The sequence below is a fragment of the Pseudomonas sp. NPDC088414 genome (genome assembly GCF_044753325.1).
Classification (GTDB): domain Bacteria; phylum Pseudomonadota; class Gammaproteobacteria; order Pseudomonadales; family Pseudomonadaceae; genus Aquipseudomonas.
In genome coordinates this window covers 37623-56295 of the sequence record NZ_JBIVMY010000003.1, presented here as the reverse complement: position 1 = coordinate 56295, position 18673 = coordinate 37623, and the positions used below count along the sequence as shown (strand labels likewise).

The following is an 18673-nucleotide window of genomic DNA, read 5'->3' as shown; positions in this document are numbered from 1 at the left end:
TTACAATCGCCTGAATGGTCTTCAGACCACCGATTTCCGGGGTGCCGGTGCCGGGCGCCCAGGCCGGGTCGATGCCGTCGATGTCGAAGCTCAGGTACACCGGGCCGCCGCCGACTTTCTCGCGCACTTCGGCCATTAGCGGGGCCAGTGACTTGTGCCAGCACTCTTCGGCTTGTACGACACGGAAGCCCTGATCGCGGCTCCAGTTGAAGTCGTCAGCGGTGTAGCCCTGTGCGCGCAGACCAATCTGCACCACGCGGTCGCAGTCCAGAAGACCTTCTTCGACGGCGCGACGGAAGGTCGTGCCGTGGGCGATCTTCTCGCCGAACATGTGATCGTTGACGTCAGCGTGCGCATCGATGTGCACCAGACCGACCTTGCCGTGCTTTTTGTGGATGGCACGCAGGATCGGCAGGGTGATGGTGTGGTCGCCACCCAGGGTCATCGGGATCACGTTGTGCTCGAGGATGTTGTCGTAGGCTTCTTCGATGATGCGCACGGCGTCGAGCAGGTTGAAGGTGTTGATCGCCACGTCACCGATGTCGGCCACCGACAGCGAGTCGAACGGCGCGGCGCCGGTGGCCATGTTGTACGGGCGGATCATCACCGATTCGGTGCGGATGTCGCGCGGCCCGAAGCGGGTGCCTGGGCGCAGCGAAGTACCGATGTCCAGTGGCACGCCTACGAAGGCAGCGTCCAGGCCGGCAGCGGTCGGTACATGGGGGAGTCGGAGCATGGTGGCGATGCCGCCGAAGCGCGGCATTTCATTGCCGCCCAGTGGTTGGTGAAGAATCTTGTCCACGGGTAGGGCCTCATCGTCTTTGTTTTATTTATGTCGGCGCACCGTTCAGCACAGGTTCGGACGCCGCTGTGGGGCCGATTCTGCGAAATGTAGTGCGGGGGAAGAATCGCTACGGGCAAAAACTTAGTTCAGATTTTTCTAAACTAATGGAGAGGCGCGGGATAGACTATTCGGGCATGTATTGATGAACCTGTGGCGAGGGAGCTTGCTCCCGCTGGGCGGCGCAGCCGCCCCAAAACCACACGACTCGGTACACCTGATCAACTGTATTTGCCGGGTTTGCGACTGCTTCGCAGCCGAGCGGGAGCAAGCTCCCTCGCCACAAGGGATGTGGTGTGGTGCAGCGTTCTACGCACCTGTGATCCTTGTTTGTGGAGTACCTGATGGGCAACGCTTTACCCGACCTGAAACTATTGCGCATCTTCGTCAGCGTGGTCCGGCATCAGGGTTTTGCCAACGCGCAGCAGGAACTCAACCTTTCGACCTCGGCGATCAGCACCTACATGAGCCAGCTCGAAGCGGCGCTCGGTCTGGTGCTGTGCCATCGCGGGCGCGGCGGGTTCAGCCTGACCAGCAAGGGCGAGCTGTTCCATCAGGAAACCCTGCGCCTGCTGGCCGAACTCGAAGGTTTCGAGCAATACGCCGCCGCGCTCAAGGGCGAACTGCGTGGCACGCTCAACCTCGGGGTGATCGACTCCACCGTCAGCGACAAGGCCTTGCCGTTCGCCGAAGCCATCGGCGCCTACAGCCAGGAACACCCGGCAGTGCATTTGCACCTGTCGGTGATGAGCCCCTACGAACTGCAACTCGGTGTGCAGGACAACCGTCTCGATCTGGCCATCGGCGCGTTTTCCACGCGCATGAGCGGTCTGGTGTACATGCCGCTGTACCGCGAGCAACACTGGCTGTATTGCAGCAGCCGGCATCCGCTGTTCAACGAGCGGCGGATCCCCGAGCAGGTCATCACACAGCAACGCATGGTCGGCCGTGGTTACTGGAGCCAGGCGGAACTGGCGCGCCATGGTTTCAAGCACAGCGCGGCGACTGTGGAAAGTATGGAGGCGCAACTGATTCTGGTGCTGTCCGGCGCCTACATCGGTTACCTGCCGGAGCACTACGCCCAGGCCTGGGCTGACAAGGGCGACTTGCGCGTGTTGCTGCCGGCGACCTTCGGTTATCAGGCGCCGTTTTCGATGATCATGCGTCGTGGCCGCAGCCGCGAGCCGCTGATCCAGACTTTCCGTGATTTGCTCAAAGCACAGCTCAATCAGGCATAAGAACCATGTCCAGACCGCAATGCCCGCGCTGCCTGCGCCCACAAACCCACTGCCTGTGCCCGCTGATTCCGAGCCTCGACAGCCGCACCCGCGTTCTGCTGTTGCAGCATCCGAGCGAGGTCAATCACGCGCTCAACACCGCGCGACTGGCGGCGCTGGGTTTGACCAATGCCGAGCTGATTGTGGGGGAGGTGTTCGAGGATTTGCCGGCGTTGTTGAACCGACCCGGATATCAGGCGCGGTTGCTGTTTCCCGCTGACGATGCGCAGCCGATGCAGGCTTACCGCGAATCCGATGAGCCGCTGCTGTTGGTGCTGCCGGACGGCACCTGGCGCAAGGCACGCAAGATGCTCCACCTCAATCCGCTGCTGGCGGCGTTGCCGCGGGTGACGCTGGCGCAGGGCGGGGTGTCGCGTTACCGGTTGCGCAAGGCGCCGGGGCCGGGGGCGTTGTCGACGATTGAGGCGATTGTGCAGGCGCTGGAAACCCTTGAGGCGCCGACGACTTTTTCGCCGTTACTGAAGCCGTTCGAGGCGTTGATCGAGGGGCAGATTGCGGCGATGGGGGCGGAGGTTTTTCAGCGTAATCATGGCGACAGATAAGTGTTGGCAGTACTGGCCTCATCGCTGGCAAGCCAATTCACCACAAAATCCAGACATTTCTACCGCTCCCGCATCGCCTCAGTCCGGGCTTTCAGCACCGGTTTAAGCAGGTAATCCAGCACACTTTTCTCCCCGGTAATGATGTCCACCGTCGCCACCATCCCCGGGATGATCAGCAGCGGTTTCACATCGCCGCCCAAGTGGTTTTTATCGGTGCGCACCTGAATCAGGTAGAAGCTGTTGCCCTTGTCATCGGTGATGGTGTCGGCGCCGATCAGCTCCAGTTTCGCGCTCAGCCCGCCGTAGATCGTGTAGTCGTAGGCGCTGAACTTGACCATGGCTTTCTGGCCCGGATGCAAGAACGCGACGTCTTGCGGACGGACCTTGGCTTCGATCAGCAGGTTGTCTTCCAGCGGCACGATTTCCACCATGTCGCTGCCCGGCTGCACCACGCCGCCGATGGTGTTGACCTTGAGCTGCTTGATCACCCCGTGCACCGGCGAGGTCACGGTGGTACGGCTGACGCGGTCGTCGATGGCGATGCTCGACGCGGTGATTTTCGACAGGTCGGTGCGCTTCTGATTGAGGTCCTTGGCGGCGTCGGAGCGGAAGGTCTGTTCCGATTCGTCGATCTTGCTCTTGATCTCGTTGATTGCCGATTCCGCCCGTGGGATGGCGAGGGTCGTTGCGTTCAGTGAACCGCGAATTTCCACCGCGCTGCGTTTCAGCCGCAGGATCTCCACCGGCGACACCGCACCCGTGCCGACCAGTGGCGCCGACATGTTCATCTCTTGCTGCAGCAGCGCCAGGCTGGAGCTGTACTGGCCTTGTTTGGAGCGGAATTCCGCCAGCTCCTGAGTCTTCTGCCGCAGCTGTTCGGTGAGGGTGCGTTGCTCACTGGCCAGACGCCGTTGGCGCTGGTCGTACAGCGCGCGCTCGTCTTCGGCGACCTGTGGCGCCTTGGCGATCACCTCGTCAGACAGCTTGAACGGACGGCCCTCGGCTTCGGCGGAGAGGCGTTCGACTTGCGCGGTCAGGGCGTAACGATCGGCCTCGCTTTCACCCTTGTTCGACAGGAAGCGTGTGTCATCCAGACGCAACAGCTTGTCGCCCTTGTTCACCATCTGTCCTTCACGGACAAAAATCTCGGTGACGATCCCGCCCTCCAGGTTCTGGATCACCTGGACCTTGCTCGACGGAATCGCCTTGCCTTCGCCCATGGTCACTTCTTCGAGCACGGCGAACTTGGCCCAGACCAGCGCACTGATCAGCAGTGCCGCCGCCAGCCACACGGTGATCCGCGACCAGCGCGGCGAATCCTGCAACGAAGCGCCGGCGGTTTCCGGCATGAACTCGGCTTCGGCGCTTTTGCCGAAACTGTCGAAGTAGCCGCGTGATTTGCTATCTGAAGCTGCAGACATGGGGCGATACCCCTCACTCAAGAGAAACAGGTCAACACAATCCTTGTGGCGAGGGAGCTTGCTCCCGCTTGGGTGCGCAGCGCCCACAAGATCTTTGGGGCTGCTTCGCAACCCGGCGGGAGCAAGCTCCCTCGCCACAGACAGTCGGTGGCCGCAGGTTTATGTTGCATCGACTAAACCGCCGCCGAGCCGACGCGGCCCTTGCGCAGCGCATCGATGACCGCTTCTTTCGGGCCGTCGGCGACGACCCGGCCGTTGTCCAGTACCAGCAACCGGTCCACCAGACTCAGCATCGAGGTGCGGTGGGTGACCAGCAGCAGTGTTTTGCCTTGCACCCAGCCGTGGAGCTTCTGGCGCAGCAGGTCTTCGCTGCTGTTGTCCATGGCGCTGGTGGGTTCGTCGAGCAGCATGATCGGTGGGTCGAGCAGCAACGCCCGGGCCAGTAACACCGCTTGGCGCTGGCCGCCGGAAAGTAATTGGCCGCGTTCGCCTACCGGCCGGTCGAAACCTTGCGGATGCTGGCGCGCCAGTTCGGTGACGCCGGTCAGTTCGGCGACTTCGAGCATGCGTGAATCGCTGATGTAGCGGGCGCCGAGGGTCAGGTTGTCGCGCAGGCTGCCGGCCAGCAGCGGCAGGTCGTGGGCGACATAACCGATCTGCTGGCGCAGGTCGGCGACATCCAGTTGCCGCAGGTCGAGGCCGTCGAGCAGCAACTGGCCTTCCTCGGGTTCATAGAAACCCATCACTAGCCGCGCCAGAGTGCTTTTGCCCGAGCCGCTGCGGCCGATGATGCCGATCCGCTCGCCGGGTTTCATGCTGAAGCTGACGTTGCTCAGCGCCGGCGCGTTCTGGCCGTTGTAGTGAAAGGTCACGCCGCTGACGTCCAGCGCGCCTTGCAACTGCGTGCGCTCCAGGGGCCGCTGCTTGCCGTCGCGTTCCTGCGGCAGGCCCATCAGCGCGTCAGTGCTTTTCATGGTCAGCTGCGCTTGCTGGTAGCGGGTGATCAGCCCGGCGATCTGCCCCAGCGGCGCAAGAACCCGGCTGCCGAGCATGTAGCTGGCGACCAGCGCACCGACGCTGAGGTTGCCGGCGATGATGCTGTAGACTCCGGCGACAATCGTCGCCATCCCGGAAAACTGCTGAATGAATAGCGTGCCGTTGGTCGCCAGCGCCGAGAGGTTGCGTGCGTGGCTGTCGAGGCGGGTGAGGGCGCCGTGGGTGCTTTCCCATTTGTGCTGGCGCTCGCTTTCGGCGCTGCAGGCCTTGAGGGTTTCCAGGCCGCCGAGGGTTTCGATCAGCAGCGCCTGCCGTTCGGCACCCAGGCTCAGGCTTTTCTGCACGGTGTCACGCAGGCGCACTTGGATCGCCAAAGCAAAAATGATCGTGATTGGAAACGCCAGCAGCGGAATCACCACCAGCCAGCCACCGAGCAGACCGATCACCACCAGCATCAACACCACGAAGGGCAGGTCGATCAGGCTGGTCAGGGTCACGGCGGTGAGGAATTCGCGCAGGCCCTGAAAGTCATGAATGCTCTGGGCGAAACCGCCGATGGTCGCCGGCCGCGCTTTCATCGCCATGCCGGTGATGCGCTCGAATAAAGTCGCAGAAAGGATCACATCGGTTTTCTTGCCGGCGGTGTCCAGCAGGTGCGCGCGTACCACCCGCAGCACCAGTTCGAAACCGGTGCCGATCAGCAGGCCGATCGCCAACACCCACAGGGTCGAGGTGGCCTGATTCGGCACCACGCGGTCGTAGGTCTGCATGACGAACAGCGGCACCATCAGGCCTAAAAGGTTGATCAGGAAACTGGCGAGGATCGCGTCGCTGTACAGCCATTTCGACAGCTTGAGAGTGTCGCGAAACCAGGCATGCACTCGCGGCACCAGCGGTGAACGCAAGTCTTCGAGTTCGTGGCGCGGACGGGCGAACAAGGCCTGGCCGCTGTAGTGTTCGGCGAGTTCTTCGCGCTCCACCCATTGCTCGCCACCATCGGCTTCGCTGGGCAGGATCAGCGCCTTGCCGTCATCGGCAAAACGCCGCAGGACGGCGGTGCGCCCATCCTTGAGCAGCAACAGGATCGGCAGATTCAGCGTAGAAATATCCTTCAGCTCGCGGCGCAACAAACGCGCCTGCAAACCGGCCCGGGCCGCTGCGCGGGGCAGCAGGTCCAGGCTCAGACGTTGCTTGTTCAGAGGCAGCCCGGCACTCAGGCTGGCGCGACTGACCGTCGCGCCATGCAGTTTGCAGAGGATCAACAGACCGTCGAGCAACGGGTCATCGAAGCTTAGCCGCGGATCGATCCCGGTGTGTCCGCCTTCGGCCATGCTGGTCATATTGATCGCCCCTGTAATGACTGGTCCAACCTTGTGGCGAGGGGATTTATCCCCGATGGCTGCGCAGCAGCCCCATGGATCTCATTGCTGCTCAAATCTTTGGGGTCGCTGCGCAACCCAGCGGGAGCGAGCTCCCTCGCCACAATGGATCGTGGGACTTACTTCAGCTCGGGCAGGCGCGCTTCATTTTTCACCTCGGTTGCGGCGATCGCATCCGCCGGCAGCACCACCCGTTGCTTGCTCAGCAACTGGCCCATGTTCGCCAGCACGCGGTACATCGAATATTCCTCGGTGTAGCGGATTTCGGTGTAGCGGCGATTGGCGTTGTAGAGCTCGTTTTCACTGTCGAGCAAGTCGAGCAGGGTGCGTTGGCCGAGGCCGAACTGATCCTGATACGCCGCGCGCACACGCTTGGTGGTCTCGGCGTATTCGCGGGCGGTCGGGGTCTGCTTGTTCGCATTGACCATGGCGTTCCAGGCCAGGTGAATGTTCTCGTTCAACTGGCGCAGGGCGTTGTTGCGGATGTCCATCGCCTGGTTGATCTGATGCGCATCGGAGGCCAGACGGGCCTTGTCGCTGCCGCCGCGGAACAGGTTGTAATTCATGATCACGCCGACGCGCCATTCGTTGTCGTGGCCTTCATCGCCCTGCACGTTGTTGTTCGCACCCACCGCCGCTTCGGCGTCGAAGCGAGGGTAGAACGGCGACTTGGCAACTTCGTACTGGCTCTCGGCCGACTGCACGTCCGCCTGCGCGGATTTCAGGTACGGGTTGTTCTCGACCATGCTCTGCTGGGCTTCCGGCAGGCTGGTGGGGATTTCGCCGCGCGTCGACGGTGGCGCTTCGAGTTCATCGGGCATGCGCCCGACCACGGCGTAGAAGTTCGATTCGGCATCCGCCAGATCGACCTCGGCAGTGTCGAGGTTGTTTTGCGCCAGCGCCTTACGGGCCACCGATTGATCGGAGTCGGCGGTGCTGCCGATGCCGCGCTGGGTGCGCAGGCCGATCTGATCGTTGACGCGCAAATGCGCTTGCAGGTTGTTCCGGGCCAGGGTCACCAGTTCACGGCGCTTGAGCACTTCGAGGTAGACCTCGATGGTGCGCAGCGCCAGATCCTGAGCGGTGCCCTGTGCGTAATAGGCGCGCGAGTTGGACACGCCCTTGGTGCGCTCGACCTCGTTGGCGGTGTTGAAGCCGTCGAAGATCATCTGCCGCAGGCGCAGTTCCGACTGGGTGTAATTGAGGATTTCGGTGTGGTGATTACCGAAAGCCCGTGTATTGGTGTTGTCGCTGTAACCGCGCCCGTAAGCGGCATTCAAATCGACGGACGGATAGAAGCCACCCTTGGCCACTTTCACCTGTTCATCGGCGGACAGTTTGGCGTCCACGCGCGAGGCGAGATCCGGGTGGGTGGCGATGGTGCTTTGAATCGCTTCGGTCAGGTTCATGGCCTGGGCTTGGGAAGTGCAAGCCATGGCCAGCAAAACCGCGCTGCAGAGGGGGGTTAAAACGCGCATGGGGTGCATCTCCCTGGTCCTGATGGTGCGTTACTGTCGCCAAATATTTGACGATAATTTGAGGAGTAAGCGTTTCACTCTTGTAACAACAGAGCTAAGAACATCCTGAAGCGTAGCTAAGAAAAAATTTTCATAAGCCTTATGCCGAAAAAAACTTATGCGCTTGGCGAAAACCGGCACATTGTTCAGGGCGAAAGCCTTTGTTTCATGCGCTTTAGGGAGCACAAAAAGGCTTGAGGAAAGTTCCACTCACTTTGCGACATACGGCGAAGTACTGCTGAAGGGGAGGGACGCGTAGCGGCAAACGAGCGACAGATTTTTGTCACTCAGGTGATTCACCACCGTTACGTAGCGTTAGTGGGCCAACCGCATCGATCAGGACTCCGAAGTGCTTGAAAGCACTGAAGTTTCCTTGTTTGCGCGACCTGCGAAACGAACTGTCGAGGTGCGAGCGTCACCCCGGCAACCCGCTTGAGCCATGGGCTGCTTCGCGAACCAGTGCCGACGGTGGTCGGCAGCGGAGGAATTTCACATGGCAACGCTCATCGGGATCGTCACTAAAGTCATTGGTCAGGTTTTTGCGCAGGGCACTGACGGCACGCGCCGCGCCCTGGTCGAGGGCGACCGCTTGTTTGCCGGCGATCAAGTGATCACCGGGGCAGAAGGTGCCGTCGCCATTCATCTGCAAAATGGTCACGAGTTGACCCTGGGCCGCGACAGCAGCATGACCCTGTCCGGGCAGCTGCTGGCCAATCAGGCCGTACATGTCGATTCCCCTGAAGCGCTGACCCCCAGCGAAGTACAACTGACTGACGTCGAGCAGATTCAGAAAGCCATCGCTGCCGGCGAAGACCCGACCAAAGCGGCAGAGGCCACCGCCGCCGGCCCGAATGCACCGGGCGGCGTGCCGGGTGAGTTGGGTGGCGGTCACAGTTTTGTGCTGCTGACGGAAGTCGGTGGGCGTGTGGACCCGGTGATCGGCTTCCCGACTGCCGGTTTCAACGGTATTCCCGAGTTTCCCGAAGAGCGCCATAACGTCGTCATCGACAATGGCGACAACACGCCAATCGTGCCGCCGCCGGTCAACAATCCGGTGACCCTCAGTGGCCTTGCCGTGCCTGGCGGTGAGCTGACCCTCAACGAAGCCAACCTGCCTGCCGGCTCCTCCGCCAACCCCGGCGCGCTGACCCAGAGCGGCAGCTTTACGGTGTCGGCGCCGGATGGCCTGAGCAGCCTGAACATCGGCGGCATCAACGTGATCAGCGGTGGCGTGGCGGCGGGTTTTCCGCAGTCGATCACCACACAACTGGGCAACACCCTGACCATCACCGGCTACAACGCCGCGACCGGAGTCGTCAGCTACAGCTACACCCTCAACGGCAACGACGCCCATCCGGCCGGTGACGGTGCCAACAGCCTCAGCGAACATTTCACCGTCACTGCTGGCGACAGCAATGGCGACAGCGCCACCGGCTCGCTCGACGTCAACATCATCGACGACGTGCCCAAAGCGGTGAATGACAGTAACGCCAACACCGCCTCGGAAGCCCTGCTGACCCTGACCGGCAACGTGCTGACCAACGACGTGCAAGGCGCCGACCGTGTACCCACCGGCCCGGTCACCGCCGGTACGTTCACCGGCACCTACGGCACCCTGGAACTGCACACTGACGGCACTTACACCTACACGCTCAACACCACCGACGCAGACTTCAAAAACCTGCACGGCGGTGGCAATGGCACCGAAACCTTCACCTACACCATCACCGATTCGGACGGCGATACCAGCACTGCGAATCTGGTTTTGCAGATTCACAACAACGATGATCCGGTGCTGATCAATGGCTTGAACGTCGATGGTGGCGAGCTGACGGTCTATGAGAAAAACCTCGGCACTGGCAGCGAGCCGGATTCCAATGCACTGACCCAGAGCGGCACGTTTACCATCACCGCACTGGATGGTGTCACCACGCTGACTGTGGGTGGCATTGCCGTGGTGACCAATGGCGTGGCCGCAGGCTTCCCTCAATCGGTCACCACGCCGTTGGGCAGCACGCTGACCATCACCGGTTTCAACGCCACCACCGGCGTGGTGAGTTACAGCTACACCCTCGATCACAATGACGCGCATCCAACCGGCAACGGCGCCAACACCTTGCCAGAGCAATTTGCCGTCACCGTGGTGGACGACAACGGCACGACGGCCAATGCGACCCTCGACGTCAATGTGGTCGACGATCTGCCAAAAGCGGTGAACGACAGCAACACCGGCACTGCCTCAGAAACCAATCTGACCCTGACCGGCAACGTCCTGACCAACGATGTTCAGGGCGCCGACCGCGTGCCCACCGGCCCGGTTACCGCCGGTACGTTCACCGGCACCTACGGCACCCTGGAACTGCACACCGACGGCACCTACACCTACACGCTGAACACCACCGACGCCGACTTCAAGAACCTGCACGGCGGCGGCAACGGCACTGAAAATTTCGCCTACACCATCACCGATTCGGACGGCGATACCAGCACCGCGAATCTGGTGCTGCAGATCCACAACAACGACGATCCGGTGGTCATCAGTGGCCTCGACGTAAACGGCGGCGAGCTGACGGTTTACGAAAAAAACCTCAGCACCGGTAGCGCGCCTGATGCCAATGCGCTGACTCAAAGTGGCACGTTTACGATCACCGCTCTGGACGGCGTCACCACGCTGACCGTCGGTGGCATTGCGGTGGTCACCAACGGCGTAGCCGCAGGCTTCCCGCAATCGGTCACCACACCGCTCGGCAGCACGCTGACCATCACCGGTTTCAGCGCCACTACGGGTGTTGTGAGTTACAGCTACACGTTGGATCACAACGACGCCCACCCAACCGCCAACGGCGCTAACAATCTGCCCGAGCAGTTCGCTGTAACTGTAGTGGATGACAATGGCACCACCGCCAACGCGACCCTCGATGTGAACATCATCGACGACCTGCCAAAAGCCGCGAACGACAGCAACGCCAATACCGCGTCAGAAACCAATCTGACCCTCACCGGCAATGTCCTGACCAACGACATACAAGGCGCCGACCGCGTACCGACCGGCCCAGTGACTGCCGGTACGTTCACTGGCACCTACGGCACCCTGGAACTGCACACCGACGGCACCTACACCTACACGCTGAACACCTCTGACGCCGACTTCAAAAACCTGCACGGTGGCGGCAATGGCACCGAAACCTTCACCTACACCATCACCGATTCGGACGGCGATACCAGCACCGCCAACCTCGTCTTGCAGATCCACAACAACGACGATCCGGTGATCATCAACGGGCTCGACGTCAATGGCGGTGAACTCACCGTCTACGAGAAAAATCTCACTGACGGCAGCGCACCGGATTCCACGGCACTGACCCAAAGTGGCACCTTCACCATCACCGCTCTGGACGGCGTCACCACGCTGACCGTCGGCGGCATTGCGGTGGTCACCAACGGCGTAGCCGCAGGCTTCCCGCAATCGGTCACCACACCGCTCGGCAGCACGTTGACCATCACCGGATTCAACGCGACCACTGGTGTCGTCAGCTACAGCTACACCCTGGTCGACAACGAGACCCACCCAACCGCCAACGGCGCCAACAATCTGCCTGAACAGTTCGCCGTCACCGTGGTGGACGACAACGGCACCACTGCCAACGCCACCCTCGACGTCAACATCATCGACGACCTGCCAAAAGCCGCGAACGACAGCAACGCCAATACCGCGTCAGAGACCAATCTCACCCTCACCGGCAATGTGCTGACCAACGATGTTCAGGGCGCCGACCGCGTGCCCACCGGCCCGGTTACTGCCGGTACGTTCACCGGCACCTACGGCACCCTCGAACTGCACACCGACGGCACCTACACCTACACGCTGAACACCACCGACGCCGACTTCAAGAACCTGCACGGCGGCGGCAACGGCACTGAAAATTTCACCTACACCATCACCGATTCGGACGGCGATACCAGCACCGCCAATCTCGTGCTGCAGATCCACAACAACGACGATCCGGTGATCATCAACGGGCTCGACGTAAATGGCGGTGAACTCACCGTCTACGAGAAAAATCTCAGCGACGGCAGCGCCCCGGATTCCACGGCACTGACCCAAAGTGGCACCTTCACCATCACCGCTCTGGACGGCGTCACCACGCTGACCGTCGGTGGCATTGCGGTGGTCACCAACGGCGTAGCCGCAGGCTTCCCGCAATCGGTCACCACACCGCTCGGCAGCACGCTGACCATCACCGGTTTCAACGCCACTACGGGTGTTGTGAGTTACAGCTACACGTTGGATCACAACGACGCCCACCCAACCGCCAACGGCGCCAACAACCTGCCCGAGCAGTTCGCCGTCACCGTGGTGGACGACAACGGCACCACCGCCAACGCTACCCTCGATGTGAACATCATCGACGACCTGCCAAAAGCGCTGAACGATTCCAACGCCAACACCGCGTCGGAAAGCCAGTTGACCCTGACCGGCAACGTCCTCACCAACGACGTGCAAGGCGCCGACCGCGTACCCACCGGCCCGGTCACCGCCGGCACGTTCACCGGCACCTACGGCACGCTGGAACTGCACACCGACGGCACTTACACCTACACCCTCAACACCAACGACGCCGACTTCAAAAACCTGCACGGCGGCGGCAACGGCACCGAGAATTTCACTTACACCATCACCGATTCCGACGGCGATACCAGCACCGCCAACCTCGTTCTGCAGATCCACAACAACGACGATCCGGTGATCCTTAACGGTCTCGACGTGAATGGCGGCGAACTCACCGTCTACGAAAAAAACCTCAGCGACGGCACCAGCCCCAATGCGTCGGCGCTGACTCAAAGCGGCACCTTCACCGTGACCGCGCTCGACGGTCTGCAAACCCTGACCGTAGGCGGCATCAGCGTCGTCACCGGTGGTGTGGCCGCAGGCTTCCCGCAATCAACCGTCACGCCGTTGGGCAGCACGCTGACCATCACCGGCTACAACCCGGCGACCGGCGTGGTCAGCTACAGCTATACCCTGGTCGATAACGAAACCCATCCGAACGGCAATGGCGCCAACAGCATCACCGAGAACTTCAACGTGGTGGCGACTGACACTGACGGCAGCACCGCCAGCGGCCAGATCAATGTCAACATCGTCGATGACCTGCCCAGTGCGCATCCTGATGCCGCGTCGGTGGCGGAGGGCGGCACCGTCAGCGGCAACGTGCTCGACAATGACATCGGCGGCGCCGACGGCCCGGCGGTGACCGGCGCGGTGGTCGGTGTGCGCGCCGGCTCCGACACCTCGACCTCGGCCATTGGCGGCCTCAACAGCAACATCAATGGCACCTACGGTTACCTGACCCTCGATGCCAATGGCAACGCGGTCTATCACAGCAACCCCAATGCCGTGAACGGCCCCGGTGCGGTGGATGTGTTCACCTACACCGTGCGCGATTCCGATGGCGATGAAAGCACCACCACCATCACCATCGATGTCGCCAACAGCAAGCTGTATGCGACCAGCGATACCGACGTCACCGTCTACGAAAAAGCCCTCGACCTGACCAAGGACGGCGCCGATCTGGCCCCCGGTACGGTCATCGGCAGCGATCCGACCAGCACCGGCGAAACCGCCTCCGGCACACTGGTCGGTTCGGTCACCGGTGCGGTCGGCGCCATCAGCTATGCGCTGGTTGGCAGTGCCACCGGCAACTATGGGCAGATCGTGCTCAACCCCAACGGCACTTACACCTACACCCTGACCTCGCCGGCGACCACCACACCGCATGCCGACGACGGGGCCAATACCCTGACTGAAACCTTCACCTATCAGGCCACCGATTCGCTGGGCAATGTGGTCACCAGCACCATCGTCGTCAGCATCGTCGATGACGTGCCAAAAGCACTCAACGACAGCAACGCCACCAGCGCCTCGGAAACCCAGCTGACCCTGACCGGCAACGTGCTGACTAACGACGTGCAAGGCGCCGATGTGGTCGCCACCGGACCGAATGCCGGGCCGATCACCGCCGGTACGTTCACCGGGACTTACGGCACGCTGGTGCTCAATGCCAACGGCACTTACACCTACACGCTCAACCCGGCTGATGCCGATTTCAAGGCACTGCACGGCGGTGGAAACGGCACCGAGACATTCACCTACACGCTCACCGATGCCGACGGCGATACCAGCACCGCCAACCTGGTGCTGAACATCCACAACAACGACGATCCGGTGGTGCTCAACGGCCTTGACGTCAATGGCGGCGAACTCACCGTCTACGAGAAAAACCTCAGTGACGGCACCAGCCCTGACACTCCTGCGCTGACCCAGAGCGGTACCTTCACCGTCACTGCCCTTGATGGACTGCAAACCCTCACTGTCGGTGGCATTGCCGTCGTGACCAATGGGGTCGCCGCAGGCTTCCCGCAATCGGTGGTGTCGCCGCTGGGCAGCACGTTCACCGTCACCGGTTACAACCCGGCGACCGGCGTGGTCAGCTACAGCTACACCCTGGTGGATAACGAAAACCACCCGACCGGCAACGGCGCCAACAGCCTCACCGAAAACTTCAACGTGGTCGCGACTGACACCGATGGCAGTACCGCCAGCGGCCAGATCAACGTCAACATCATCGATGACCTGCCGACCGCCAAGGCCGACACCGGCTCGGTGGCGGAGGGCGGCACGGTCAATATCAGCGTGCTCGGCAACGACGTCACCGGCGCCGATGGCGCAGCGGCAGGCGGGGCAGTGGTCGGCGTGCGCGCCGGCAGCAACACCGCGACCTCGGCGATCGGCGGCCTCAACAGCAACATCAATGGCACCTACGGTTACCTGACCCTCGACGCGGCAGGCAACGCCATCTACCACAGCAACCCGAACTCGGTGAGCCCGCCGGGTGCCACCGACACCTTCACCTACACCATCCGCGACGGTGATGGCGACGAAAGCACCACCACCATCACCATCAATGTCGCCGACAGCAAACTGGTGGCGTCGGTGGATCAGGACGTCACGGTCTACGAAAAAGCCCTCGACCTGACCAAGGACGGCCAGGATCTGGCCCCCGGCACGGTCACCGGCAGCGACCCGAGCAACACCGGCGAAACCGCCACCGGCACCCTGGTCGGCGCGGTCACCGGCGGCAGCGGGGCGCTCACCTACACCCTGGTCGGCAGTGCCACTGGCACTTACGGGCAGATCCAGCTCAACGCCGACGGTACCTACACTTACACCCTGACCTCGGCACCGAAAACCACACCGAACGCCAACGACGGCGCCAACACCCTGAGCGAAAGCTTCACCTACAAAGCCACCGATGCGCTGGGTAACAGCACCACCAGCACGATCGTGGTCAATATCGTCGACGACGTGCCCAAAGCCGTGGCGTCGGATCGCTCGGTGGCGGCGGTGGAGATCGATTCCAACCTGCTGATCGTCCTCGACATCTCCGGCAGTATGGCCGACGCCTCCGGTGTGCCGGGGCTGTCACGGCTGGCGCTGGCCAAGCAGGCCATCAGTGCCTTGCTCGATAAATACGATGACCTCGGTGATGTGAAGGTGCAGCTCGTCACCTTCAGCAGTAATGCCACTGACCGGACTTCGGTGTGGGTCGATGTGGCGACGGCCAAGTCCATACTCGCCGGCCTCACCGCCGGTGGCGGTACCAACTACGACGCCGCCGTGGCGGTGATGCAGACTGCGTTCAACACCTCGGGGAAACTCACCGGGGCGCAGAACGTCGGCTACTTCTTCTCCGACGGCAAACCCAACGAGGGCGACATCAACGCTGCTGACGAAGCCGCGCTGAAAAACTTCCTTGATGCCAACAACATCAAGAACTACGCGATCGGTCTGGGCAGCGGCGTGAGTAACGCCAACCTCGACCCGCTGGCCTATGACGGCATCAGCCACACCAACACCAACGCGGTGGTGGTCACCGATCTCAATCAGCTCAACTCGGTGCTGTCGGGCACCGTCGAAGGCGCCCCGGTCACCGGTTCGCTGCTGGGCGAGGGCGGCACGTTCGGCGCCGATGGCGGCTTCATCAAATCCATCGTGGTCGACGGCACCACCTACACCTATGACCCGCGCGCCAACAGCGGTCAGGGTTCGTTGACCGCATCCGGCGGCACCAATCACGGCACGTTCAACACCGTGAACAACACGATCAGCATCGCCACCAACAACAGCGGCACGCTGGTGATCAACCTCGACACCGGCGACTACAGCTACACCTCGCAAAAAACCACAACAACGGTGATCACCGAGAATATCGGCTTCACCCTCAGCGACAACGACGGCGACCTCGCCAGCTCGACGCTGACCGTGAAAGTCATCCCCAACTCGCCACCGGTGGCGACGGACGACCACGTCATCACCAACGTGCTGTCGAGCAGTGTCACGGTGCCGGGCGAACTGTTGCTGGCCAACGACAGCGACCCGGACGGCGACCCGCTCAACGCCTCGCCAACCACCTTCAACACTGGCTGGGCGGCCAAGGGTGCGGACTTCACCGGTACCGGTGCGATCAACTTCGCCGGCACCGGCAACACCGCCGCCAACCAGAACCTGGCCGACGTACGCGCTGCGTTCGCCGCTAACACCGCCGCGATGACCGCGGTGCTGGTGGTCAGCGGTTACCTCGGCGCGGTGACCAACGCCAATGCCAATGATGAGGACCTGATCACTGTCAAACTGAAACAGGGCGAGACGCTGAACCTGGACCACAACCTCGCGGCCGGTCACGTCACGATGGAGTACTCGGTCAACGGCGGCGCGTTCGTCAGCATCGCCGATGGCGGCACCATCACCGCCAGCGCCGATGGCACCTACCAGATTCACGTGACCAACATCAGCAACACCAGCGGCAGCAATCCGACGGCAGCGGAAAACTATCAACTGACGATGACGGTCAACTACGCCGGCGCCCACGACGTGACGCCGGATTTCCAAGGCACCTACACCGCTAATGACAACCATGGCGGCAGCGACACCGCCAACGTCAGCATCACCTATCAGGATGGCCACACCCTCACCGGTACGGCCGGGGATGACATTCTGGTGGCGGGCACCGGCAACAACATCCTCAATGGCGGCGACGGCAACGACGTACTGACTGCCGGTTCCGGCAACAACGAGATGCACGGCGGTGCGGGCAACGACTTGCTCTACAGCGGCCCGGGCAACGACATTCTCGACGGCGGCACCGGCATCGACACGGTCAGCTATGCGCATGCCACCGCCGGGGTCACGGTCAACCTCGGCCTGCTCGGTGCGCAAAACACCCTCGGCGCCGGCACCGACACGATCAGCAACATCGAAAATCTGGTCGGCTCGAACTTCAACGACACCCTGATCGGCGACAACAATAACAACGTGATCAACGGCGGCCTGGGCAACGACATCCTCAACGGTGGCGGTGGCGATGATCTGCTGATCGGTGGCATGGGCAACAACACCCTGACTGGCGGGGCCGGCGCGGACACCTTCCAGTACCTCAAGGGCAACAGTGGCCACGACACCATCACCGACTTCACCCCCGGCACCGACAAGCTCGACCTGTCGCAACTGCTGCAAGGTGAAAACGGCACCACCGCGTCGCTCGACGACTACCTGCACTTCACCGTCACCGGCAGCGGCGCTTCTGTCCTTACCAGCATCGACGTCAGCGCCCTGGCCGGCGCCACGCCGAACCAGACCATCGACCTGGCCGGCGTCAACCTTGCCAGCCACTACGGCGTGACGCCGGGGGCGGGTGGGGTGGTGGCCGGCGGGCACGACACGGCGACGATCATCAGCGGGATGCTCAATGATCATTCACTGAAGGTGGACACGGTGTGATCAAGGCCTGAAACGACAAAACCCGCCGCTCCGGTTGATCGGGGCGGCGGGTTTTTTCTGTCTGGAGAACTCCGTTGCCAGTGAGTCAGCCTTCGCGAGCAAGCTCGCTCCCACACTGGATTTAGGGTGCTCAGCATTTTGTGAACAACAAAGCTCCCCTGTGGGAGCGAGCCTGCTCGCGAAAGCGGCCCCCTGCCGACCAATCCCCAACTGAATGTACACACTCCAACTGTGGGAGCTGGCTTGCCAACGATGGCGGCCTCCCAGCCGACCAACCTCCCACCTGAATGCACTCATTCCAACTGTGGGAGCGAGCCTGCTCGCGAAAGCGGCCTCCCAGCCGACCAATCCCCAACTGAATGCACTCATTCCAACTGTGGGAGCTGGCTTGCCAGCGATGGCGGCCTACCCGCCGACCAACCTCCCACCTGAATGCACGCATTCCAACTGTGGGAGCGAGCTTGCTCGCGAAAGCGGCCTACCAGACAAAATCAAAACAACAGAGCAAACGCCGCAAATAAACATCACCCCGCAACCACGTTTAAAGTACACGAACCGTTACGCCATAACGGCTACAACGCCTTGCGCCGTTACCTACGCGTACGCCAGAATCCGCCGGCTTACACGGCTATGGGGCGGGCTATATCGTATCCCTGTCACTGAAAATCAGTGATCGGGTTTGGTAGCCCGTCTTAAATTGTCGTTGTTGCGACACCTTCATTGCTGTTTCTTTTTTGAGATATGGCTTTGTATGGTGGGCATGCGTGGGGCTCATTCGTGAGCGCCGGGTTACCCAATTTGACCGGTCTACCAACCCGCGCATGGCCGCCACCCGCCGTTT

Annotated in this window: 7 protein-coding genes; 3 read left to right on the top strand and 4 right to left on the bottom strand. The window is 61.9% G+C overall.

All coding sequences use genetic code 11. From position 1 onward, the window contains the following. Positions 1 to 802 (bottom strand): agmatinase (gene speB, locus ACIP8I_RS05205; protein ID WP_400759255.1); only part of this gene is annotated, 802 nt, incomplete at its 3' end. A gap of 383 nt (positions 803 to 1185) precedes the next feature. On the opposite strand from speB, the gene ACIP8I_RS05200 reads away from it, so the two are divergent. After that, positions 1186 to 2079: a LysR family transcriptional regulator gene (locus ACIP8I_RS05200; protein ID WP_400759254.1), complete on the top strand. Its 894-nt coding sequence runs from the start codon at positions 1186 to 1188 to the stop codon at positions 2077 to 2079. A 5-nt stretch (positions 2080 to 2084) separates the two neighbouring features. After that, positions 2085 to 2681, top strand: coding sequence for a tRNA-uridine aminocarboxypropyltransferase (locus ACIP8I_RS05195; protein ID WP_400759252.1), 597 nt, complete (start codon positions 2085 to 2087; stop codon positions 2679 to 2681). 59 nt (positions 2682 to 2740) lie between these two features. Here the strand turns inward: ACIP8I_RS05195 and ACIP8I_RS05190 are convergent, their stop codons facing one another. From ACIP8I_RS05190 to ACIP8I_RS05180, 3 genes are all read right to left on the bottom strand, one after another. Beyond that, positions 2741 to 4102, bottom strand: a complete 1362-nt coding sequence (locus tag ACIP8I_RS05190) for an HlyD family type I secretion periplasmic adaptor subunit (RefSeq protein ID WP_400759250.1) — start codon at positions 4100 to 4102, stop codon at positions 2741 to 2743. Positions 4103 to 4275: 173 nt separating this feature from the next. Beyond that, entirely contained in the window at positions 4276 to 6438 is a 2163-nt protein-coding gene (locus ACIP8I_RS05185) for a type I secretion system permease/ATPase (RefSeq protein ID WP_400759247.1), read from the bottom strand. 158 nt (positions 6439 to 6596) lie between these two features. Beyond that, positions 6597 to 7955: a TolC family outer membrane protein gene (locus ACIP8I_RS05180; protein WP_007962570.1), complete on the bottom strand. Its 1359-nt coding sequence runs from the start codon at positions 7953 to 7955 to the stop codon at positions 6597 to 6599. A 532-nt stretch (positions 7956 to 8487) separates the two neighbouring features. Between ACIP8I_RS05180 and ACIP8I_RS05175 the strand changes: the two genes are divergently transcribed. After that, on the top strand, positions 8488 to 17832 hold the full coding sequence (locus ACIP8I_RS05175) for a retention module-containing protein (RefSeq protein ID WP_400759245.1): 9345 nt from the start codon (positions 8488 to 8490) through the stop codon (positions 17830 to 17832). Positions 17833 to 18673: the final 841 nt, after the last annotated feature.

What these genes read in the sequence shown, in the direction of transcription:
- ACIP8I_RS05200 (WP_400759254.1), top strand. Translation starts at nt 1,186, where the DNA reads ATGGGCAACGCTTTACCCGACCTGAAACTATTGCGCATCTTCGTCAGC.
- ACIP8I_RS05195 (WP_400759252.1), top strand. Translation starts at nt 2,085, where the DNA reads ATGTCCAGACCGCAATGCCCGCGCTGCCTGCGCCCACAAACCCACTGC.
- ACIP8I_RS05190 (WP_400759250.1), bottom strand. Translation starts at nt 4,102, where the DNA reads ATGTCTGCAGCTTCAGATAGCAAATCACGCGGCTACTTCGACAGTTTC.
- ACIP8I_RS05185 (WP_400759247.1), bottom strand. Translation starts at nt 6,438, where the DNA reads ATGACCAGCATGGCCGAAGGCGGACACACCGGGATCGATCCGCGGCTA.
- ACIP8I_RS05180 (WP_007962570.1), bottom strand. Translation starts at nt 7,955, where the DNA reads ATGCGCGTTTTAACCCCCCTCTGCAGCGCGGTTTTGCTGGCCATGGCT.
- ACIP8I_RS05175 (WP_400759245.1), top strand. Translation starts at nt 8,488, where the DNA reads ATGGCAACGCTCATCGGGATCGTCACTAAAGTCATTGGTCAGGTTTTT.